The sequence below is a fragment of the Herbiconiux sp. L3-i23 genome (genome assembly GCF_023734115.1).
In the GTDB taxonomy this organism is placed as follows: domain Bacteria; phylum Actinomycetota; class Actinomycetes; order Actinomycetales; family Microbacteriaceae; genus Naasia.
In genome coordinates this window covers 2,500,349-2,521,398 of record NZ_AP025737.1, presented here as the reverse complement: position 1 = coordinate 2,521,398, position 21,050 = coordinate 2,500,349, and the positions used below count along the sequence as shown (strand labels likewise).

General features: G+C 70.9%; 18 protein-coding genes. 10 read left to right on the top strand and 8 right to left on the bottom strand.

Annotated features, from left to right (window positions below):
* Positions 1–108: 108 nt before the first annotated feature.
* Positions 109–3,678 carry a transcription-repair coupling factor gene (gene mfd / locus NGH83_RS11975; protein ID WP_251856475.1) on the top strand — a complete coding sequence of 1,190 codons (3,570 nt, stop codon included), beginning with the start codon at positions 109–111 and terminating at the stop codon, positions 3,676–3,678.
* Positions 3,679–3,696: 18 nt separating this feature from the next.
* On the opposite strand, the gene NGH83_RS11970 is transcribed toward mfd, so the two are convergent.
* Complete coding sequence (locus tag NGH83_RS11970) at positions 3,697–4,854, bottom strand: polysaccharide pyruvyl transferase family protein (RefSeq protein WP_251856474.1); 1,158 nt, start codon at positions 4,852–4,854, stop codon at positions 3,697–3,699.
* Positions 4,855–4,989: 135 nt separating this feature from the next.
* Between NGH83_RS11970 and NGH83_RS11965 the strand changes: the two genes are divergently transcribed.
* Positions 4,990–7,158, top strand: a complete 2,169-nt coding sequence (locus NGH83_RS11965) for a glycosyltransferase (protein ID WP_251856473.1) — start codon at positions 4,990–4,992, stop codon at positions 7,156–7,158.
* Positions 7,155–8,483, top strand: a complete 1,329-nt coding sequence (locus tag NGH83_RS11960; protein ID WP_251856472.1) for a glycosyltransferase — start codon at positions 7,155–7,157, stop codon at positions 8,481–8,483. Before NGH83_RS11965 ends, NGH83_RS11960 begins: the two co-directional genes overlap by 4 nt.
* Here NGH83_RS11960 and NGH83_RS11955 read toward each other — a convergent pair.
* From NGH83_RS11955 to nhaA, 3 genes are read right to left on the bottom strand one after another with little or no spacing between them, the layout of a single operon-like run.
* Entirely contained in the window at positions 8,393–9,088 is a 696-nt protein-coding gene (locus NGH83_RS11955) for a hypothetical protein (protein ID WP_251856471.1), read from the bottom strand. The genes NGH83_RS11960 and NGH83_RS11955 overlap by 91 nt on opposite strands.
* Before the next feature lie 28 nt (positions 9,089–9,116).
* Positions 9,117–10,043, bottom strand: coding sequence for a DnaJ domain-containing protein (locus NGH83_RS11950; protein ID WP_251856470.1), 927 nt, complete (start codon positions 10,041–10,043; stop codon positions 9,117–9,119).
* A 41-nt stretch (positions 10,044–10,084) separates the two neighbouring features.
* Entirely contained in the window at positions 10,085–11,248 is a 1,164-nt protein-coding gene (gene nhaA, locus NGH83_RS11945; RefSeq protein WP_251856469.1) for a Na+/H+ antiporter NhaA, read from the bottom strand.
* Positions 11,249–11,354: 106 nt separating this feature from the next.
* On the opposite strand from nhaA, the gene NGH83_RS11940 reads away from it, so the two are divergent.
* Together NGH83_RS11940 and NGH83_RS11935 are read left to right on the top strand one after the other, a co-directional pair.
* A complete protein-coding gene (locus NGH83_RS11940) occupies positions 11,355–11,867 on the top strand; it encodes a GNAT family N-acetyltransferase (RefSeq protein ID WP_251856468.1) in 513 nt (170 codons plus the stop codon).
* A 17-nt stretch (positions 11,868–11,884) separates the two neighbouring features.
* Complete coding sequence (locus tag NGH83_RS11935) at positions 11,885–12,541, top strand: MazG family protein (RefSeq protein WP_251856467.1); 657 nt, start codon at positions 11,885–11,887, stop codon at positions 12,539–12,541.
* 26 nt (positions 12,542–12,567) lie between these two features.
* Here the strand turns inward: NGH83_RS11935 and NGH83_RS11930 are convergent, their stop codons facing one another.
* Complete coding sequence (locus NGH83_RS11930) at positions 12,568–13,122, bottom strand: MOSC domain-containing protein (RefSeq protein ID WP_251856466.1); 555 nt, start codon at positions 13,120–13,122, stop codon at positions 12,568–12,570.
* Positions 13,123–13,203: 81 nt separating this feature from the next.
* Between NGH83_RS11930 and NGH83_RS11925 the strand changes: the two genes are divergently transcribed.
* Positions 13,204–14,157 carry a DMT family transporter gene (locus tag NGH83_RS11925; RefSeq protein WP_251856465.1) on the top strand — a complete coding sequence of 318 codons (954 nt, stop codon included), beginning with the start codon at positions 13,204–13,206 and terminating at the stop codon, positions 14,155–14,157.
* 18 nt (positions 14,158–14,175) lie between these two features.
* On the opposite strand, the gene NGH83_RS11920 is transcribed toward NGH83_RS11925, so the two are convergent.
* Both NGH83_RS11920 and NGH83_RS11915 read right to left on the bottom strand, forming a co-directional pair.
* On the bottom strand, positions 14,176–15,237 hold the full coding sequence (locus NGH83_RS11920) for an ABC transporter permease (RefSeq protein ID WP_251856464.1): 1,062 nt from the start codon (positions 15,235–15,237) through the stop codon (positions 14,176–14,178).
* On the bottom strand, positions 15,234–16,196 hold the full coding sequence (locus NGH83_RS11915) for an ABC transporter ATP-binding protein (RefSeq protein WP_251856463.1): 963 nt from the start codon (positions 16,194–16,196) through the stop codon (positions 15,234–15,236). The genes NGH83_RS11920 and NGH83_RS11915 overlap by 4 nt, the downstream gene beginning before the upstream one ends.
* Before the next feature lie 66 nt (positions 16,197–16,262).
* Between NGH83_RS11915 and hisS the strand changes: the two genes are divergently transcribed.
* Positions 16,263–17,510: a histidine--tRNA ligase gene (gene hisS, locus NGH83_RS11910; protein WP_251856462.1), complete on the top strand. Its 1,248-nt coding sequence runs from the start codon at positions 16,263–16,265 to the stop codon at positions 17,508–17,510.
* Positions 17,511–18,030: 520 nt separating this feature from the next.
* Here hisS and NGH83_RS11905 read toward each other — a convergent pair.
* Entirely contained in the window at positions 18,031–18,447 is a 417-nt protein-coding gene (locus tag NGH83_RS11905; RefSeq protein WP_251856461.1) for an MmcQ/YjbR family DNA-binding protein, read from the bottom strand.
* A 209-nt stretch (positions 18,448–18,656) separates the two neighbouring features.
* On the opposite strand from NGH83_RS11905, the gene eno reads away from it, so the two are divergent.
* Genes eno through NGH83_RS11890 form a run of 3 tightly spaced genes read left to right on the top strand, consistent with a single transcriptional unit; the run spans position 18,657 to position 21,004 of the window.
* A complete protein-coding gene (gene eno / locus NGH83_RS11900) occupies positions 18,657–19,937 on the top strand; it encodes a phosphopyruvate hydratase (protein ID WP_251856460.1) in 1,281 nt (426 codons plus the stop codon).
* A 60-nt stretch (positions 19,938–19,997) separates the two neighbouring features.
* Positions 19,998–20,495: a septum formation initiator family protein gene (locus tag NGH83_RS11895; RefSeq protein ID WP_251856459.1), complete on the top strand. Its 498-nt coding sequence runs from the start codon at positions 19,998–20,000 to the stop codon at positions 20,493–20,495.
* Positions 20,495–21,004, top strand: a complete 510-nt coding sequence (locus tag NGH83_RS11890) for a DUF501 domain-containing protein (RefSeq protein ID WP_251856458.1) — start codon at positions 20,495–20,497, stop codon at positions 21,002–21,004. Before NGH83_RS11895 ends, NGH83_RS11890 begins: the two co-directional genes overlap by 1 nt.
* Positions 21,005–21,050: the final 46 nt, after the last annotated feature.

Sequence of the window (21,050 nt, the reverse complement as noted above, 5' to 3'; positions counted from 1 at the left end):
GCGGGTGCGGGCGGCATTCCCGCTCCCAGGCGATGCAGGGGCAGCTCGTCGGGCCGCTGTGGGCGAACTCGCGGGGCTCTGTCGGCTGTGCTGCCTAGACTCGTGCGAGTGAGTTTGCAGGGGATGACGCGCGCCCTGACGCGCGCAGAATCGTTCGCCACCGCTGCCCGCGCCATCGGGCGCGACGCCGACTTCTCGGCGACGCCGGGGCTGCAACCGCCACTGCTGGCCGCCCTCCTCCAGGCGCGCGTCGCCGCGGGCAAGCCCGCCGTGCTGTTCACCGTGTCGCCCACCGGACGCGAGTCCGAAGCGCTCCGAGTGGCGCTCGGCTGCCTGCTGCCGGACGCCGAGATCCTCGACTTCCCGGCCTGGGAGACGCTGCCGCACGAGCGTCTCAGCCCGTCGGCCGAGACCGTCGGACATCGCATCCACGCCCTCCGACGCCTGCGCGACTGGAACGGCGAGCGGCCCCTCATCGTCTCGAGCTCCGTCCGCGCCGCCCTGCAGCCGATCGCGCAGGGTCTCGTCGACCACGACCCCATCGTGCTGGCGAGCGGTGTGCGCGGGATCTCGCTGACCGAGGTCTCCTCGACCCTGCCGAAGCTCGCCTACGCCCGCGTCGACATGGTGACCCGCCGCGGCGAGTTCGCGGTGCGCGGCGGCATCCTCGACGTCTTCCCGCCCGTCGCCGAGCACCCGGTGCGCGTCGACTTCTTCGGCGACGAGGTCGACAGCATCCGGCAGTTCTCGGTCGCCGATCAGCGCTCCATCGAGGGCGAGGTCGCCGAGGTCGAGCTGCCGCCGAGCCGAGAGCTGCTGCTCGACGAGCAGGTGCGCCAGCGCGCCGCCGAGATGCAGCACGAGTTCCCCTCGCTCGCCGGCATGCTGGCGAAGATCGCCGAGGGCATCCCTGTCGAGGGCATGGAGTCGCTCAGCCCCGCGCTCGTCGACCGGCTCGTGCCGGTCACCTCGTATCTGCCGCCGGGATCCGCGGTCGCGATCGTGCAGCCCGAGCGGGTCGCCAGCCGTGCCGTCGATCTCGCCGAGACGAACCGCGAGTTCCTCGACGCCGCGTGGAGTGCGGCCACCGCCGGAGCCGCGGCCCCCATCGACCTCGCCAGCGGCGACTACATGACCGTCAACCAGCTGCGCGCCGCCGCAGGCGACCGGGCCTGGTGGACTCTGTCGACCTTCGAGGCGATGCCCGACGACGACGCGTCGGCCGTCGAGATGGCCGAGTACCAGCGGGTGCGCGGCGACGCGGTGCCCGCCGTCCAGGGCGGAGCGCTCGAGCACGTCGCTTCGCTGCTGTCGCAGGGATGGAGCCTCGCGATCGCCGCGGGCGGGCAGGGCCTCGTCGAACGCAGCCGCGATCTGCTCTCCGACCGCGAACTCGCGGGGCGCATGGTCGACGAGTTCCCCGCCGACCCCGAGCCGGGCGTCGCCTACCTCGTGAAGGGCGCGATCGACGTCGGCTTCGAGCAGCCCGAGGCGAAGCTCGCCCTCATCAGCGAACGCGAGTTCTTCGGCCGCAGCGCCGGATACGACGGTCGCCAGGTCAAGAAGCTGGCGAGCCGCCGCAAGAACGTCGTCGACCCGCTGCAACTGAAGGCCGGCGACTACGTCGTGCACCAGACCCACGGCATCGGCCGGTTCGTCGAGCTCGTCTCACGCGAGGTGAGCTCTGGCGGCCGCAACGCGGTGAAGTCGAGCCGCGAGTTCCTCCTCATCGAGTACGCGCCCAGTAAGCGCGGCTACCCGGGCGACAAGCTCTACGTGCCCACCGACCAGCTCGACCTGCTCACGAGGTACGTCGGCGGCGAGGCGCCGCAGCTGTCGAAGATGGGCGGCAGCGATTGGGCCGCCGCGAAGGGACGCGCCCGCAAGGCGGTCCGTGACATCGCCGTCGAGCTCGTCAAGCTCTACTCGGCGCGCATGGCGTCGAAGGGGCATTCGTTCCCACCCGACACCCCGTGGCAGCGCGAACTCGAAGAGGCGTTCCCCTACGCCGAGACCCCCGACCAGCTGACGACGATCGACGAGGTCAAGGCCGACATGGAGCGGCCCATCCCGATGGACCGCCTGCTCGCGGGCGACGTCGGTTTCGGCAAGACCGAGGTCGCTGTCCGCGCCGCGTTCAAGGCGATCCAGGACGGCAAGCAGGTCGCGATGCTCGTCCCCACGACCCTGCTGGTGCGCCAGCACCTCGAGACCTTCACCGAACGCTTCGCCGGGTTCCCGGTGAAGGTCCGCGCCCTCAGCCGGTTCCAGAGCGCGAAGGAGGCGAAGGAGATCGCGAAGGGCCTAGAAGACGGCACCATCGACATGGTGATCGGCACGCATCGCATCCTCACCGATGCGATCTCGTTCAAGGACGTCGGCCTCGTCATCATCGACGAGGAGCAGCGTTTCGGCGTCGAGCATAAGGACGCCCTCAAGAAGCTCAAGACCAACGTCGACCTGCTCGCGATGAGCGCGACGCCGATCCCGCGCACCCTCGAGATGGCGGTCACCGGCATCCGCGAGATGTCGACCCTCGCGACCCCGCCCGAGGACCGGCACCCCATCCTCACCTTCGTGGGCCCCTACTCCGACAAGCAGGTGGGGGCTGCGATCCGCCGCGAGCTGCTGCGCGAAGGCCAGGTCTTCTACGTGCACAACCGGGTGTCGAGCATCAACCGCATCGCAGCGCAGATCGCCGAGATGGTGCCCGAGGCCCGCGTCGCCGTCGCGCACGGGCAGATGAACGAGCACACGCTCGAGCAGGTCATCGTCGACTTCTGGGAGCGCAAGTTCGACGTGCTCGTCTCGACGACGATCATCGAGACCGGCCTCGACATCCCCAACGCGAACACACTCATCATCGACCGGGCCGACAAGTACGGCCTCAGCCAGCTGCACCAGTTGCGCGGTCGTGTCGGGCGTGGGCGCGAGCGTGCCTACGCCTACTTCCTCTGGGACGAGACGAAGCCGCTGTCCGAGACCGCGCACGACCGTCTGTCGACCATCGCCGCGAACAACGACCTCGGCTCCGGCATCCAGGTGGCGTTGAAGGATCTCGAGATCCGCGGCGCGGGCAACCTGCTCGGCGGCGAGCAGTCCGGTCACATCGCCGGGGTCGGCTTCGACCTCTACCTGCGGATGATCGGCGAGGCCGTCAGCGACTTCCGCGGCGATGTCGCCGAGGGGCAGACCGAGCTGCGGCTCGAGCTGCCCGTCGATGCACGCATCCCCGAGACGTACGTCGACAGCGAGCGGCTGCGGCTCGAGGCCTACCAGAAGCTGTCGGCGGCGAGCGCGCCGAAGGCCGACGACGGTGCGCTCGAGTCGGTGCTCGAGGAGCTCACCGACCGGTACGGCGAGCCTCCCGCCGAGGTGCTCGCGCTGATGTCCGTCTCGCGGCTGCGGCGGCTCGCTCAGAAGGCGGGGCTGTCGGAGGTCGTCATCGTGGGGCCCAACCTGCGGGTCTCGCCAGCCGAGCTGGCCGACTCGCGGCAGATCCGTCTGCAGCGCATGTATCCGAAGTCGCGCATCCTGCAGCAGAGCGGAACGGCGCTGATCCCGGTGCCCGTCATCAACGGGGAGCCGCCCGCCGACGAGGATCTGATCGGGTGGGTCCGCGACCTGCTCGAGGCGATCTTCGTGACCGAGCAGGCCCCGAAGGTCGCCGCCGGCTGAGCCGGGGATCGGATCGGGTCAGCCGGCGTAGATGCCGGCGATCCGGTCCCACCACGCGGCGGCGCGCGCCCGCTCGGCGACGGTGATCGCGGCGGCCCGCGCCCCGATGGCCTCACGCTGACCCCACAGGTCGGCGACAGGGGCGTCGTCGAGGGATGCGAGGGGTGCGACCCCCACCTGTCCGAAGTTGCCGAGAGCTCCGGTGAGCTTGATCGTCGTGTAGTCGTCGACCGGGATGCCGAGGATCGGCACGCCCGCCGGGGCGGCGAACACGGCAGGGTGGTAGCGGCTGGTGACGACCATGGATGCGGCCCGGGCGATGCGGGCCGAATGGGCCGAGCTGCGCGTGGGGACGACTCCCGACGGCGAGGTCATGGCGGCACGGACCTCCTCGTGCAGGACGGTGTCGCCGCGGACCTGATCGGGGTCGAGGCTCGCCCAATGCGCGTGGAAGAGCACCGGGAGCCCGGTGGTCAGGGCGACCCGGTCGAGCAGGCGGGCGATGGATGAGACGCCCTCTTCGTGCGGGACGGCGCCGAGATGCGTCGACAGGCTGACGAGGGCGTAGTCCTCGCGTGCGACGGGGGAGTCGACGAGGAAGGAGGCGTCGTCGACCGTCCTCCGCGTCCGTTCCGTCGGCCCCAGTCCACCGGCGAGGGCGAATGAGGCGCCTTCGCGGACGCCGACGAGTGCGGCCGCGCCGAGCAGTCCGCGGAGGAGCTCGCGGTCCTCGTCCTCAAGCCAGGGGCCGAGGGTCTGGCCGCTGACGACGAGCGGGACTCCCGACCGTGCGGCGAGTGCGGCGAGCGCGGCGCGCTCGTAGATGTGCGTCGGCCAGGTCGACGCCATGTTGCCACCGCCCGCGATGGCGACGCCGTCCGACGACTCGACGGCCGCGACCACGGCGTGCGCGGGATCGTCCGCGGGGAGGGAGCCGTCGAGCACCTGGCCCAGTCGCGTGCGCGCGGCGTCCCGTCCGAGGCTGAGGTCGAACCCGATCCGCGCGACCGCGTCGACGCCGTACCGCGCCGCCGATTCCTCTGGCGCCGACGACAGCGCGGTGATGTCGAATCCGTGCCGCCCGAGCTCGCGCGCGAACGTCTCGAACATGGCCTCGTCGCCGATGTGGATCATCTCGTCGCGGACGCCGATGTCGCCGATCATCACGAGTCGCATCGTGCACCTTCCGTTCGTCGCCGCTCCGGCCGCGGGCAACCATAACCCACCCGAAAAAGCTGCAGCTGGTTTTCAGGAACGTTCTCGCTAGGCTCGGGACTGCCGCTCACGGGCGGCCTGTTCGAAGGGCACACCGTGGGAATACAGACCTCGCTCGACGCGCTGCTCGCGGCCGACCGCATCGTCGACGCTCTCCGCCTCGCCGACGACCTCGCCTTCGAGGCGTCGCGCGATCCGGGACCCCGCACGATCCGCGTGCTGTCGCGCGCTCTGCGCGGCGACGACACGGTCGCGGTGATCTCGGCCGTGCATGCCCTCGCCGCGGTGCACGACGATGAGGCCGGCCGAGTCCTCACTGGCCTCCTCTCCGACGCGCGCCCCTTCGTGCGGGAGCACGCGGCGTGGGCGCTCGGCTCGTCGCTTCCCCGCCTCGAGGCGGTCGGTCGACTGATCGCCCTCGTCGCCGACGGCGGGTTCACCGGGATGCTCGCGCAGCGCACCCTCGAGCTGTGGTCGTCGGCGGCGTCCGACTCGCTCGCGGTCGCGCTCGAATCGGCGCTGGTCGGGGTGAGCGCGGCGGGTCCGCGGGCGCGTCTCGTCGAGACGCTCGGGCTGGTCCGCAGTCGGATCGTGCTGCGCACGCTCATCGCTGTCGCGTGCGACGTCGACGAGCACGAGCGGGTGCGGGTGGCGGCGACCGCGGCGCTCGGACAGCGTCCCGGCGAGGCCGCGGTCGAGTCGGCGCTGCTCGAACTGTCGATGGGCGGAGACTACCTGGCCGACGTCGCCCGGCTCTCGCTCGGCGATCTGCACGGCGGTCTGCCGCTGCCGGACTTGGACGACCGCGACGACGCGGCCGGCCTGACCGTCGCCCAACTGTTCCTGCACGCCGACATCGACGCGGGCCTCACCGCGGTCGGCGCGGGGGACAACGGCGGCATCGCGACGCTGCTGGTGCGGCTGGGCGACGCCCTGATCGCCGACCCGAGCACCCCGGTCGACCGGGTGCTGACCCTGTCGCGCGGCTCGATCGTGCACGCCGCCGACGACCTGACCCGTCTCCGGTCGGGAGCCGACGGCCATGTGTTCGGGCGGGTGCCGCTGCTGTCCAAGCCGGTCCCGTCGCCCAAAGCCTGGGGGCTGCGGGTCGCCGCGCGTCGTGGCATCCGCCGCATCCTCAAGGCGGCGGGGCGGGTCGACCTCATCCACCTGCGGATGGCGGACGTCGGCAGCCTCGCCGCCGCCGACGTCGCCCGCGAGCTCGACATCCCGGTGATCTTCACGGTCGCTCCCGACCCGCACGCCGTGATCCAGTCGCTCGACCTCTCGGGGCGGCTCACCCGCGAGGGGTTCGGCGAGACGGACCTCGTCGAGCACTTCTGGTTCCGCTGCGGTCTCGTCGGACAGCTGGCCGCCAACGCGTCGCACACCGTCCTGTTCCCACGGCCGCGGCTCGAAGAGGACATGCGCTCCCTGGTGGGCATCGACATCACGAGACACGCCGAGCGGCACAGCGTCATCCCCGAAGGCGTCGACCTCGACGTCCTCGACGCCGCCGTCGCCGCGGGCGTCCAGCTGCGCGACGGCGCCGCCGCGTCGCCCGCCCAGGCCGAGTTCATCCGGCTCCTCGAGACCCTCCCTCCCGAGCGGCGCGAGCTGCCGGTCATCGTCAGCGTCGGCCGCTTGCACCGGGTGAAGGGGATGGCGACCCTGGTGTCGGCGTGGGCTCGGTCCGACCTCCGTGAGCGGGCCAACCTCCTCATCGTCGGCGGCGACGTCGAGACGCCGTCGGCCGACGAGCGGGAGCAGCTCGACGCCATCAGGGAGGTGATCCCGCCCGTCGCGTGGCGTCGATCCGGTCTGCTCCTTCCGGGCCACCGCCCCAACGACGTCGCCGCCCAGTGGCTGGCCCTGGTGCGCGAAGGGGTTCCCGGGGTGAACGCGGCGGGCGGTCTCTACGTGTGCGCGAGCCTCAAAGAGGAGTTCGGCATCGCTCTGCTCGAGGCGATGGGCGCGGGCCTCTTCGTCGTCGCGCCCGACGGCGCCGGCCCGGCCACCTATGTGCGCGACGGCGAGACGGGTCTGCTCACCGCGACGTGGGACGAGGACCGGCTGGCCGACGGGGTGGCGCGGGCGCTCACGATCTCGACCGGCGAGACCGACGGATCCCGGGCGGCGGTATCTCGCGCGACGGTCGCCGACCGGTTCACCATCGAGGCGATGGGACGCGCGCTCGGCGGCGTCTACTCGTCGGTCACCGGCACCGAGCGGGCGCTGCGAGCGGAAGGCGCCCTGCTGCCGTGACCCTGCTCATCGTCAGCCCGGACTACGCGTCGCACCTCCTTCCGCTCGCGACTCTCGGCACCGCGTGGCGCGATCGCGGCGAGCGAGTCGTCGTCGCGACGGGCCCTTCCACCGGGCCCATCGTCTCCTCGTTCGGCTACGAGCGGATCGAGCTCAGCCTGGGTCGCGGGTCGAACCCCGGTGTCATGCGCACCGAGCGTCAAGTCGCCGAAGAAGCGTCGTCGCTGCACGGCTTCTTCGAGGCGACGCGCGAGGGAATGGTGCCGACCCTCACCTACCAGGCTCGCGAGAGGCTCACCGACCTGATGTGGGATCCGGTGGGCAAGGCGTCCGAGCTGATCGACATCGTCGACCGTCTCCGTCCCGACGACATCCTCGTCGACCACCTCGCCTACAGTGCCCGGCTCGGGCTGACCGTCGCGGGGGCGCATTACGGCGACGTCGTGCTCGGCCACCCCACCGCCCTCCCCGTGGGTGATGAGGTCTACGGCTACCCGCCCTCGTGGCCGGCCGATCTCCGCCCTGACACTGCCGGTCTCGCCGAGCTTCGGGCTCTGTGCGAGAGCGTCTCCGCGAACTTCACCGACCAGTGGAATCGGGCCATCAGCGAACTGGATCCGACGGTGGCGACGACTCGCGACGCGTTCGCCGCGCATGGTCCCGTCGTGCTCTACAACTACGCCGAGCAGCTCGCCGACCCCGCGCGTGCCCTGCCCGAGCATGTGCATCTCGGCTCGGCGATCCGCGACGAGGCCGTCGACGCGGAGGTCGACGAGTGGCTCCGCGACGACGCGCCGTTCGTCTACGTGAGCTTCGGCAGCTTCCTGTCGGTGCGCGCCGACGTGCTCGGCCGTGTCGCCGACGCCCTTCGACGCATCGGCGTGCGTGCCGCGATCGCGGCCGGGTCGACTCCCGTGGAGGCGCTCGGAAAGCTGCCGTCGGACTGGCTCGTGCGTGCGTTCCTCCCGCAGGTGCGGTTGCTCGGCCGCGCCGCCGCCTCGGTGACCCACGGGGGCAACAACTCCGTCACCGAGTCGCTCGCGAAGGGCGTCCCGATGCTCGTCCTGCCCTTCTCGACGGATCAGTTCGCCGGGGCGGCGGCGGTCGAGCGGTCGGGTGCGGGACTCAGCCTCGACCCGAACTCCGCGTCGGTCGATCGCATCGCGGACGCGGTGCAGCGGCTGCTCGCCGATCGCGACCGGCCGGTGCTCGACGCGACGAGACTCGCCGCGGCTCAGAAGCCCGGTGCGGAGAGGGCGTTCTCGGCGCTGCGCTCGTCGAGCAGCGACGCCATCGCCGACGGGTCGCCGCTCGCCGCCCGGTAGCGCTCCATCAGCGCCGCGTTCGCGTCGAAGTGCACTCCGGCGCGGGTCTCCGCGACGTGGTGCAGGGCGTAGACGCTGCCGGTGTGCCGGATCGGCGCGCCGAGCAGGGTCGTGTGCGCGACGTTCCACGCCGCGTCCTCGTAGCCCCAGCCTCGGAAGCGCTCGTCCTGCCCGCCATGCGCCGCCCACGTCGAGGCGGTGGTCACGTAGACGCCGGAGCAGGCGCCGCGAACCAGCTCGTACTCGCAGGCGGCGAGGGGCACTCCGCCCGCGAACTGCGCCGATCCCGCGCTGCCGAGCCAGTGGTACTCGTCATAGGGCAGGTGGACCCGGCCCGACGTCCGGGCGCCGTCGATGGCCGCGAGCAGCGGCTCCTCCTCGGGCATCGTGTCGGCGTCAGTGAGAACCACGACCCCACCGTCGGCTCCGAACCGGCGCACCGCCTCATTGCGGCAGGCCGCGAGGTTGAACGGGACGTGACCGGTGTCGAGGGGGACGATGCTCGCGCCGGGGAGGACGCGCCGGTAGTGCTCCTGCACCCGCTCGAACGCGTCGATCCTCGAGGGCTGCGGCCGCCAGGGGATGCACACGGTCGCCGAAGTCACCGGCTCAGCCTAAAGCGACGACTCGCCCTCAGTCGACGTGGTCGATGTTCGCCTGCAGTCTGCTCCGCAGGTCGAAGATCTCGGTGCCCCCGATCGGACGGGCCCCGTCGAGTCCGTCGCGCATGAGGCGGGGAAGCACCGACCGGCGGACCGCGGCGACCAGGGCGCCGGACGCGGAGCCGAGGGATACCACGGGCTCGTCGAGGTGCTCGTCGGGCAGCACGATCAGCAGTCCGCTGAACTTCACCCGGCTGCGCCGCGCGACTCGCTTCGCCCGGGATGCGAGCCCGTCGCGAGGGCGCTCGCCGTCGACGGCGTCGCCGATCAGCTCGTTCTTGCGCACCCGCACCGGCCCGCCGTAGTCCTCCGACAGGAGGGCGAACAGGCCGGTGGGACCGAGCACGATGTGGTCGATCTTCTCGTCGGGGTCGCCGGTCGCGACGTCGTGCCAGACGGTGTAGCCGAGGCCGAGCGAACTGAGCGCTTTCGCGGTGGCCTCCTCGGCGAGTGCGTCGGCGAGCTGCCGCCGCAGCTCGCGAGGCGCGCCATGCACGAGTTCGGGGGCGTACGGGTCGTCGAGGGGAACGCCGCGGCCCACCCACTCCTGCATCAGGCGCAGGTAGCGTTCGCGTCGCCATCCGCCCGGATGCCCGTAGCTGCGGGCGGTCGGCCGCGACCCCGATGCCGAGGCCCGCGGCGGGGGAGGCGCCCAGCTGCGGGGAGCCGCGCCGGCCGGGCCGGTGACCGTGCCCCGGTCGTAGCTCGCGCGCGCTTCGGGGGTACCGATCTGCTCCCACGCCAGCTGCACGGCGACGAAGCGCGCGGAGTCGCCCCCGGTGTCGGGGTGGGTTTCGCGCAGCAGGCGACGGTACGCCCTGCGCAGGTCGTCGTCGGACGCCGACCGGGGCACTCCGAGGACCTCGTACGGCGACGACGACACAGGACTGCCGCTCATGCCGCCCGCCTTTCCGTGCCGGGCACCGAGGATACCGGTGTTCAGCCGGTCGGCGGCTGAGTCACCCGCCCGCGCCGGTGTCGGCGGGCGAGCAGGGTGACGAGCACCGCCGACAGCACGATCGAGATCGACGAGCCGAGCAGCACCGCGAGGGTGCCTTCGTCGGCGACCTCCGCCGAGTTCTCGAAGGCGAGTTCGTTCATGAGCAGCGAGACGGTGAAGCCGATGCCGCCGAGCGCCGCGACGGTCAGCAGCTCGAGGGTGGACAATCCCGTCCGCGACCGCCGGCGCACCACCGCCGTGACGATTGCCCCGGCGAGCGTGATGCCGACCAGCTTGCCGACCGGGAGCGCGACGAGGATTCCCCAGAAGGGCGGGGCCAGTTCCGAGACCGAGACCTGCGGCAGTGGGACGAGGGCCGCAGAGAAGGCGAACAGGGGCAGGATGATGGCGTTCGAATACGGTTCGACCGCGTGACGCAGGCGCCCCGCCGGGTCCCGCTTCATGGCGAGACCGAGCGCGACCCCGGCGATGGTGGCGTGCACACCGGACTGCAGGACGAAGTACCAGGCGGTGACCGCGAGGACGATCATCGCCGCGATGATCAGCGGAGTCAGAGGGCCGCGGCGCACCCGGCTCAGCAGACCGAAGCCGACGACCGCGGCGGCGCCGGCGAGCAGCAGGCCGAACTGCGGGTCGGTGGTGAAGAAGACGGCGATGATCAGGATGGCGACGAGGTCATCGAGCACCGCGAGGGCCAGGAGGAACGCGCGCACCCGGCCGGGCAGTCCGCGGCCGAAGACCGCGAGGACTCCGAGGGCGAAGGCGATGTCGGTGGCGGTGGGGATGGGCCACCCCTCCTGGTATCCGCTCCCGGCGGTCAGCGCGACGTAGATGAGCGCCGGGACGACGACGCCGCCGAGGGCGGCGACCGCGGGAGCGATCGCGTGGCTCGGGCTCGCCAGTTCGCCGCGGGTCAGCTCGTGCTTCAACTCGATCGCGACGAGGAGGAAGAAGATCGCGAGCAGCCCGTCGCTGATCCAGTGACCCACCGAGAGGTCGAGCCCCAGCCACGGGATCGCGAGGTGGGCGTCGTTCGCCGCGAGAACGGCGTCCCCGATCGGCGAGTTGGCGACGACGAGCGCGAGGGCCGCGGCACCGAGCAGCAGGAAGGCGGAGAAACGGTCGGAACGGGCGAACTGCACAAGGCTCCCAAGGTCGGTCGAACGGATGTCGACCAGACTTCCCGACGCACCGGCTGACAATCCTAGCCGAGTCGAAGTGCCGATTCGGGGGCGGTATTCTCGGCGCGTGCCTTTGACCCTGCGTCCCTACGCTGAGGCCGACCTCACCCGCCTCGTCGACCTCAACAACGCCGCCTACCCCGCGGTCCCCATCGTCGGACAGAGCGAACTCGACGGACTCATCGCGCTGTCGAGCCTCGCCCTCGTCGCCGCCGACGACGACGGGCTGGCCCACGGCTTCCTCCTCGCCCTCGACCCGGGCGCGGACTACGCCAGCGAGAACTACCTGTACTTCTCCGAACGTGCGGCCTCGACGGGGCGCAGCAGCCTCTACATCGACCGCATCGTCATCGACGAGGCCGCGCGCGGCGCAGGACTCGGCCGCCGCTTCTACGAGGCGGCGTTCGAACGGGCCGCGGCGGACGGTCGCGACGAGGTGACCTGCGAGGTCAACATCGAGCCGCCGAATCCCGAGTCGCTCGCCTTCCACGGCCGCATGGGCTTCGAGCGGATCGGCGAGCAGGAGACGAAGGGCGGCCGCGTCATCGTCGCCCTTCTGTCGGCTCCCGTCTCCCGCTAGCGGTGGCGGTGACGCGGATGGGCGCAGCGGGACCGTCTGAGCGGGGGAGCGGCCTGGTCGAGCTCGTCGAGGTGATGCACCGGCTGCGCCGCGAGTGCGCGTGGGACGCGGAGCAGACCCACGCATCGCTCGTGCCCTACCTGATCGAAGAGAGCGCCGAGCTCGTCGACGCGATCGAGGCCGGCGACACCGAGGAGATGCGCGAGGAGCTCGGCGACGTGCTCTATCAGGTGCTCTTCCACGCGGATCTCGCCGCTGCCACCCCCGGTGAGGGATTCGACATCGACGACGTCGCGGCGGCGACCGCCGAGAAGATGCGCTCCCGTCACCCGCACGTCTTCGGAGACTCGGACGCCACCACGACGACCGAGATCACGGCTCAGTGGGACGCGATCAAGAAGGTGGAGAAGTCGCAGCGCACCAGCGTGCTCGACGGCATCCCGAAGGGCATGCCGAGCCTGTCGCTTGCCGACAAGATGCTGAAGCGCAGCGCCGGGATCGACGTCGCGCTGCCGACCGCGTCCGTCGACATCGCCGATGAGGCGGCGCTCGGGCGCGAGCTTCTCGCGCTCGTCGTGACCGCGCGGAAGAACGGGCTCGACGCCGAACGCTCCCTCCGCGACGCACTGCGCGGCCTCGACCGGGCCGTCCGCTCCGCCGAGGGCGGCCGCTAAGCCGTCCGCCGCGCCGGGACGGTGGATCAGACCGGCTGCAGCGGCTCGTGCGTCTCGGGGAGTCGGATCTCGATCGCGTCGCCGGGACGGACCGTTCCGCTCTGAACGACGACGCTCATCACGCCCGAGCGTCGCTCGATGCCGCCGTCGGCGCCACGGGTCACCATCTCGGCGAGCAGGCCCGACTCGAGTCCGTTGATCTGTTTGCACGGATTGCGCAGCCCGGTGATCTCGAGCACTGCGCCGCCGATGGCGAGGCGTGCGCCCCGGGGCAGGGCGAGGAGGTCGATACCGCGCGTGGTGAGGTTCTCGCCGAGCTCGCCCGGAGCGACGTCGAAGCCGCGCGTGGCGACGTCGTCGAGGAGCTCGGCGTGGATGAGGTGCACCTGGCGCAGGTTGATGCGCGAAGGGTCGCGGCGGGCATGAGAGCGATGCTGGTCGGTGCGTCCGGCGTGCGCGTCGCCCGCGACACCCCACCCGGCGATGAGGTTGACGACGTCGCGGTGGCGCTTGCGGAAACGGTGACCGCCGTCCGCGCTCACCGCGACGACGGTGGGCTGCGCGCGTCGCTCTTCGGTCATCCGCCGACGATATCCGGCCGGGTCGGGGACGCCCGCCGGAGAGGGCTCCAGCGTGTCGGCGGCGCAGGCCATGATGGGCGGATGACCACCACCACGCCCACGCCGACCCGAGGCGTGGCGACCGCCGCGAAGTTCGTCGGCATGGGGCTGATCTGGGGTGCCAGCTTCCTCTTCATGAAGGTCGCGCTCGAGGGCACCACCTTCGTCCAGGTCTTCTGGACGCGTCTCGTCCTCGGGGCCCTCGCCCTCGGTGCGGTCATGCTGGTGACGCGCAGCCCGCTGCCGCGCAGCCCGAAGATGTGGGGGCACTTCGCCGTCGTCGGTCTCGTCGGCTGCGTGCTGCCGTACGGCTTCTTCGCGTGGGCCGAGCAGTACGTCACCTCCGGCATCGCGAGCATCCTCAACGCGACGACGCCGATCATGACGGCGCTCATGGTGACCCTCGCGTTCAAGGTGGAACGCCTCACCCGCGAGCAGGTGCTCGGCATCGGTCTCGGGGTCGTGGGTGTCATCGTCATCATCGGGCCGTGGCGCTTCGCGGGCACCGAGGCCGCCGCGCCGCTCACCGAGTTCGCGGGGCAAATCGCGTGCGTGCTGGCCGCGCTCTGCTACGGCGTCACCTTCTCGTACCTGCGCAAGTTCGTGACACCGACCGGCGTCAGCGCGCGGACGACGGCGTTCATGCAGATCTTCGCGGGCGCCGTCATCGTGCTCGTGTTCACGCCGTGGGTCGTCACGAGCCCCGTCGAGCTCGACTGGGGCATCGTCCTCAGCCTGCTCGTGCTCGGCGTGCTCGGCACCGGAGTCGCCTACCTCTGGAACATCGACGTCCTGATGGCCTGGGGGCCCACCGCGGTGAGCACCGTGACCTACCTCACGCCCGTCGTCGGGGTGCTCCTCGGCGTGCTGGTGCTCGGCGAGACGCTGAGCTGGCACGAGCCGGTCGGCGCGGTGCTCGTGCTCATCGGCATCCTCTTCGCCCAACGCCGACTCACAATGCCGGCCGGGCTGCTGCGTCGGCGCGCGGGCGGCTGACCTCCGCCTCCCGCCCGATCAGGCGACGCGGCTGCCCTTCGCGAGCCGCTTCGCCGGAGTCCTCGTCGCCGACCACCCGGCGGTGAGCAGGCCACCGGCGAGCACGAGGTGGATGAGCGCCCCCACGAACCACCCGGGCACCGTCTTCGCGATGATCTCCTCAGGGGTGTCGAAGTCGGTGAACTCGTTCGAGCAGCCGTCGTAGGTCTGCTCCAGCTCGGGCGGGATCTGCGCCTGCCGGATCCCGGTCTTCACGAAGCCGAACAGATCGTCCGGGTTGCCGTTCGCGTCGAAGTGCGTTGGAGTCGCGTCGGCGAGCAGCACGTACGGGTTCGCGGCCAGCACGCCCCAGTACGGGTCGAACCGCGGAGTCGGGTAGGTCGTCGTCTCCCACTCCGAGCACGACGCCTCGTCGAACTCGCCCGTGATGGGGTCCGCCTGCGAGTAGTCGGGATAGCGGGAGGTGGTCGTGACCGTGCTCTGCGTGGCGATCCCGGCGAGGGTGAAGACGATGAGAGTTCCGATGCTGAGCGCCGCGACGACGAGGTAGGTGACCACGATCGAGAAGAGCGGGCGGGCCAGCAGACCGGAGAGACCGACGCCGACGGCGGCGACGACGCCGAGCTCGAAGATGAGTACGAGCAGCGAGACGAGGGCCGTGTCGACGCGGACGCCGCCGAGCACCGTGCAGAGCGCGATGAAGGGCAGCGACACCGCGAGGAAGGCGAGCGCGCCGATCCACGCCGCGAGGAACTTGCCGAGGACGAGCTGCCAGGTGCCGATCTGGGTGACCTGGGTCGTCGCGAGCGTCCCCTCGGCGCGGTCGCCGTTGATCGCGTTGCCCGACAGTGCCGGGGTGACGAGCGTGCCGAGCAGCAGCACGAAGTAGATGATCGTCGACAGGATCCCGGCCCCCGCCGTGTCGGCGCCGAACGCGCCGAGGGCCACCGTGAGCAGCAGGGTGACGAAACCGACCACCACGAAGAAGACGCCGAGCAGGATGTACCAGGCGCGGGTGCGCACACGCTGCTGCAACTCGAGACCGAGCACCGTGCCGATGCCGCGGAGGAACGCGCTCATGACAGGGTCTCCGTGTCGTCGGCGACGGGTTGAGCTCCAGCCCCGCCGCGCGTCAGGTCGAGGAAGGTGTGTTCGAGGTCGCCGACGACAGGCGCGAAGCTCGACACCGCGACTCCGGCGCCGACGAGCGCGGTGAGCACCGCGGCGGCCTCCGTCTCGGAGGCGACGGCGACCAGCGTTCCGAGATGGTCGCGGCCGATCCGGTCGCGTTCGATGCCGCGCGCTTCGAGGGCGGGCACGACGGTGGCGGCGTCGACGGCGCGGATCCGCCACTGTCGGAGGCTGGTCTTCGCCCGGCCCACCCGTTCGGCGCTGACGGTGGCGCCCGCCTCGACGTAGACGGCGGCGTCGGCCATCTCGTCGAGTTCGGCGAGCACGTGGCTCGAGATCAAAAGAGAGCGCCCCTCGTCGGCGAGGCGACGCACGAGCAGACGCAGTTCGATGCGGGCGGCGGGATCGAGTCCGCTCGCCGGTTCGTCGAGCAGCAGCACCTTCGGGTCGTGCACGAGCGAGCGGGCGAGGCTCAGCTTCTGCTTCTGGCCGCGCGAGAGCACGCGGGTCGGCTGGGAGGCGAGCGGCTGCAGGCCGGTCAGGTCGATGAGCTCAGCGGCCCTCGCGGCGGCAGCAGGTGCGCTGAGACCGTGCAGGCGCCCCGTGATCTCGAGGGTCTTGCGCACGGGAAGCGACGCCCACGATCCGAGCACGTCGGGCATCCACCCCATCGCAGCCCTCACCGCGCGAGGATCCGTCACCGGGTCGTGGCCGGCGATCCGGATGCTGCCCGCGTCGGGCGTGAGCAGTGAGGCGAGCATCAGCATCAGCGTCGTCTTGCCCGAGCCGTTGGGCCCGATCAGGGCGGTCACCGACCCGTATGCGGCGGTGAAGGTCGCGTCGCGCACCGCGTGCACGGCTCCGAAGCTGCGCGCGACCCCCGTGACCTCGATGGCGGAATCGGTCATGCGGCCACGCTATCGGCACGCCCCCGGTCCGCGCGCAGACGCCCCGGTCTGGGAGAATGCTTCCTCGTGGCTGCACCCATCAATCCGCCGCGCGGCATGCGCGACTTCCTTCCCGCCGACAAGGCGCGCCGCGAACGCGTCCTCGCCGTCATCAAGCGGGTCTACGCCCAGCACGGCTTCGACGAGATCGAGACGCCGGTCGTCGAAGACTTCGACCGCCTGCACGCTGGGCTCGGCGGCGACAACGAGAAGCTCTCGTTCAGCATCCTGAAGCGCGGCATCGACGGTGACGATCTGCGCGCGGCGACCGAGGCGGGCGATGCACTGCAGCTCGCCGACCTCGGGTTGCGATACGACCTGACGGTGCCGCTCGCCCGGTTCTACGCGAGCCACCGCGCCGAACTGCCGTCCGTGTTCCGCTCACTGCAGACCGGTCCGGTGTGGCGGGCCGAGCGACCGCAGAAGGGTCGCTACCGCCAGTTCGTGCAGTGCGACATCGACATCCTGGGCGACGCCTCGCCGCTCGCCGAGATCGAGCTCATCACGGCGACGACCGCGGCGCTCGCCGCCGTCGGCATCGAGGGCGCGAGCGTGCGGGTCAACGACCGTCGCATCCTCGCCGGCCTGCTCGCGTCGTGGGGCATCTCGCAGCACCTCGGCGAGCGCGCCCTGATCACGATCGACAAGCTCGACAAGGTCGGTGTCGACGGGGTTGTCGCCGAGCTGGGGGAGTTGGGCTTCGAGACTGCCGGCATCGCGGATTCGCTGAACGAGATCACCTCCGCCGGGTGGGAGCTGCTCGACGGTGATATGCCACCGGCATGGCTCGACCGGGACGCCTACCGGCACCTGCTCGCGCTGCGCGACGCCGTGCCGTCCGCCGAGATGGTGTTCGACCCGACTCTGGTGCGCGGCATGGGGTACTACACGGGCACGATCTTCGAGGTCGCCCACCCCGGGTCGGGCAGTTCGGTCGCGGGCGGCGGACGCTACGACGGCATGATCGGCCGCTTCCTCGGCCAGGACGTCCCCGCGGTCGGTTTCTCGATCGGTTTCGAACGCATCCTCGAGCTGCTGCCCGACGCCGGTGCCGACGCCGAGGACGCGCTCGTGCTCGTCTACGACGCCGACCTCGACCCGGCGCTGGTGGTGCGGGCCAAGTCTCAGGCCCTCGAGACGGCGGGGCGGGTGCGACTCGAGCGTCGCCCGCGCAACCTGGGCAAACTCCTCGACACCCTCGCCGCCGACGGCTGGACCCACTTCGCCACGGTCAGCGCCGACGGCACCGTGGGCCAGGCCAAACAGCTCGGCTGACCCCTCGTCTCTGCCCCAACGACCCGGTTCCTGACCGAATGCAGGAGATTTTGCTCGTCGGAGCCCGAAATGGGCCCGAATCGGCCCTCCCGCCGCATTTTCTCCTGCATTCGGTCAGAGACAGGCCGTGACTCGGCCCGGTCACTGACCGAATCAAGGTGATTTCGAGCGCCACGGCCTCGGATCGGCATGAACGTGTGACTCGACTTTGCTTTTTCCTTGATTTGGTAAGTACGGCCCGGTTTCGCGAGCCGCACGCCGTGCGTCTCTGACCAAATGCAGGAGATTCTTCGCTGCGGGGGCTGAAACGGGGCCATTTCGGGCACCTCAGCGCAATCTCTCCTGCATTCGGTCAGACGCCCGCCGTGATGCGGCCAGGTCACTGACCGAATCAAGGAGATTTCGGGCGCGGCGGGCTCGGATCGGCATGGATGTGTGACTCGACCCCGTTTTTTCCTTGATTCGGTCAGTGATCCGGCCGAGAGGGGCAGAGCCGAGAGCCGAAAGCAGGGAGTCAGGGTCAGGTGGCGCGGTCGGCGGGGCCGCCGTCGCGGTCGAGGGTCGCGACCAAGCGCTTCGGCGCGGTCAGGCGGTAGGACTCGTCCACCAGTTCGGCGACCTCCTGCCAGTCGACCTCGGCGGCTGTCAGGTCGAGCCCGACCCAGCCGGCGGGGCCCAGGTAGGCGGGCAGGAAGAAGCGGGAGTCCTGCAGCAGGGCCTCGTCGTGTCCGTCCTCCACCTTGACGAGCACCGCGTTGTCGTACCGGACCTTGTCGGGTCCGCGCGTGCCACCGCCGTAGACGGCGAAACCGGTGTTCGTGAAGAACCAGGGGCGTCCGTGCGAGACCCGCTCCGTGGCCTCGGGGAAGCCGAGGCAGATCTCGCGCAACCGATCGAGACCGAAGTCGCCCTCGACGTACATGATCGGATGCGTCATCCGCCTCTCCTGCCTCGTCGCGCCCGCCGTCCCGGCCCATCCTGCACCGCCCGTCGCCGCGCGGGAAGTGCCCGGCGACCGCCAGGTGAACGGGCGGACTACAGGACGTTCCTGCCACGAGAGCGCGGCGAGCGGGTCAGTAGGATGCTCTGTGGGGTCACGCGACGCGTGCCTTCCGAACCCGAGAGAACCGCAAGAAGGAGAAGGCTGTGGCCGCAATCGAGGCAGTTGGAGCACGCGAGATCCTGGACTCGCGCGGCAACCCCACGGTCGAGGTCGAGGTGCTCCTCGACGACGGAACCGTCTCCCGCGCCGCCGTCCCCTCCGGTGCCTCCACCGGCGCCTTCGAGGCGTACGAGCTGCGCGACGGCGACAAGGGCCGCTACCTCGGCAAGGGTGTGCAGAAGGCCGTCGACGGCGTCCTCGACGAGGTCGGCCCCGCGATCGAAGGCCTCGACGCCACCGATCAGCGCATCGTCGACCAGGCCCTCATCGACCTCGACGGCACCGAGAACAAGCAGCGCCTCGGCGCGAACGCCCTGCTCGGTGTGAGCCTCGCGGTCGCCCGCGCCGCCGCCGACTCGTCCGATCTCCCGCTCTACCGCTACCTCGGCGGACCGAACGCGCACGTGCTGCCCGTCCCGCTGCTGAACGTCATCAACGGTGGCGCACACGCCGACACCGGCGTCGACATCCAGGAGTTCTTCCTCGTCCCGCACGGCGCCGAGACCTTCTCCGAGGGCCTCCGTTGGGGCGTCGAGACCTACCACACCCTCAAGGGCCTGCTGAAGAGCAAGGGTCTCGCCACCGGCCTCGGCGACGAGGGCGGCTTCGCTCCCGAGCTCGCCAGCAACCGTGACGCGCTCGACCTGCTCCTCGAAGCCATCGAGAAGGCCGGATTCACGCCTGGCACCGACATCGCGCTCGGCCTCGACGTCGCGAGCACCGAGTTCTACGAGAACGGCGCCTACCAGTTCGAGGGCACCGCCCGCAGCGCCGCCGACATGACCGCCTACTTCGCCGACCTCGTCGCGAACTTCCCGCTCGTCACCATCGAGGACCCGCTGGCAGAGGACGACTGGGAGGGCTACGCGGCCCTCACCGCCGAGCTCGGCTCGAAGGTGCAGATCGTCGGCGACGACCTGTTCGTCACCAACCCGAAGCGTCTCGCGCGCGGCATTGAGGAGCACATCGCCAACTCGATCCTCGTCAAGGTCAACCAGATCGGCACCCTGACCGAGACGCTCGACGCCGTCTCGCTCGCGCAGCGCAGCGGCTACACCGCGATCCTGTCGCACCGCTCCGGCGAGACCGAGGACGTCACCATCTCGCACCTCGCGGTCGCGACCAACTGCGGTCAGATCAAGACCGGCGCGCCCGCTCGCAGCGAGAGGGTCGCGAAATACAATGAGCTGCTGAGGATCGAAGAGGAGCTGGACACCGCGGCGGTCTACGCCGGCCGCAGTGCCTTCCCCCGCTTCACCGCGTAAGACGTAGCTGAGGCGCCACCGCCTCGGCGACGCACCTACCGTCGTTGAGGGGTGGCGCTCATGCCGTCGAAACCCGCGAAGCCGAGCGCACCGCGCAAGATCCGGGTCCCGGTCGCGCTGCCCGAGGAGTCGCAGTCGCAGTCGTGGCTGCGCAGCATCCGCATGTCGGGATTCGCGGGGCTCGTCCTCGTGATCCTCGTCCTCTTCATCGTGGTGCTCGCGCCCGGACTGCGCACCCTGCTCGAGCAGCGTCAGCAGATCGCCGACCTGCAGGCCGCGGTCGACCAGCAGCAGCAGAACGTCGAGGACCTCCGCGAGCAGCGCGCCCGCTGGGACGATCCCGCCTATATCCGCGCGCAGGCGCGGGATCGCCTGTTCTATGTGATGCCGGGCGAATACCCCTACCTGATCATCGACGACGTCCCGCTCGACGCCGGCCAGGGAGCCGCCCCGGCGACCGCCGACCTGCAGACCACGCAGGTCGACTGGGCCGCTTCGCTCTACTCGTCCTATCTCTCCGCGGGGCTGAGTGACGCCCCGCCGCCCGAGGAGGGCTGATGACAACCCCGCCGTACCCCGCCCCCGAGCCCGCCGACATCGCCGCGGTCTCCGATCAGCTCGGCCGCCCCGCGCGCGACGTGCTCGGCATCGCCGCGCGCACCGCCGGGGGAGCGCCCACCGTCGTGGCCACCGCACCGCGCCTCAGCGACGGCACCCCGTTCCCGACCTTCTACTACCTGTCGCACCCGGCGGCCACCGCCGCGGTGTCCGCGCTCGAGGCCGACGGGCTCATGCGCGAGTACAACGACCGGCTGGCCGAGGATGCAGAACTGCGCGCCGCCTACGAGCGCGCCCACCTGGCGTACCTCGCCGACCGCGAGAGCGTCGGCGATGTGCCCGAGCTCGCCGGGATCAGTGCGGGCGGTATGCCGGTGCGCGTGAAGTGCCTGCACGCCCTCGTCGCGCACTCTCTGGCCGCCGGTCCCGGCGTCAATCCCATCGGAGATCTGGCACTCGAAGCCGCTTCCTGGGCCCCCGAAGACGACGCGCCCACGGCGAAAGCCTGATCGTCGCCCGGTTTCAGTGACCCCCGTTCGGGGTAGAGGCGTCCGT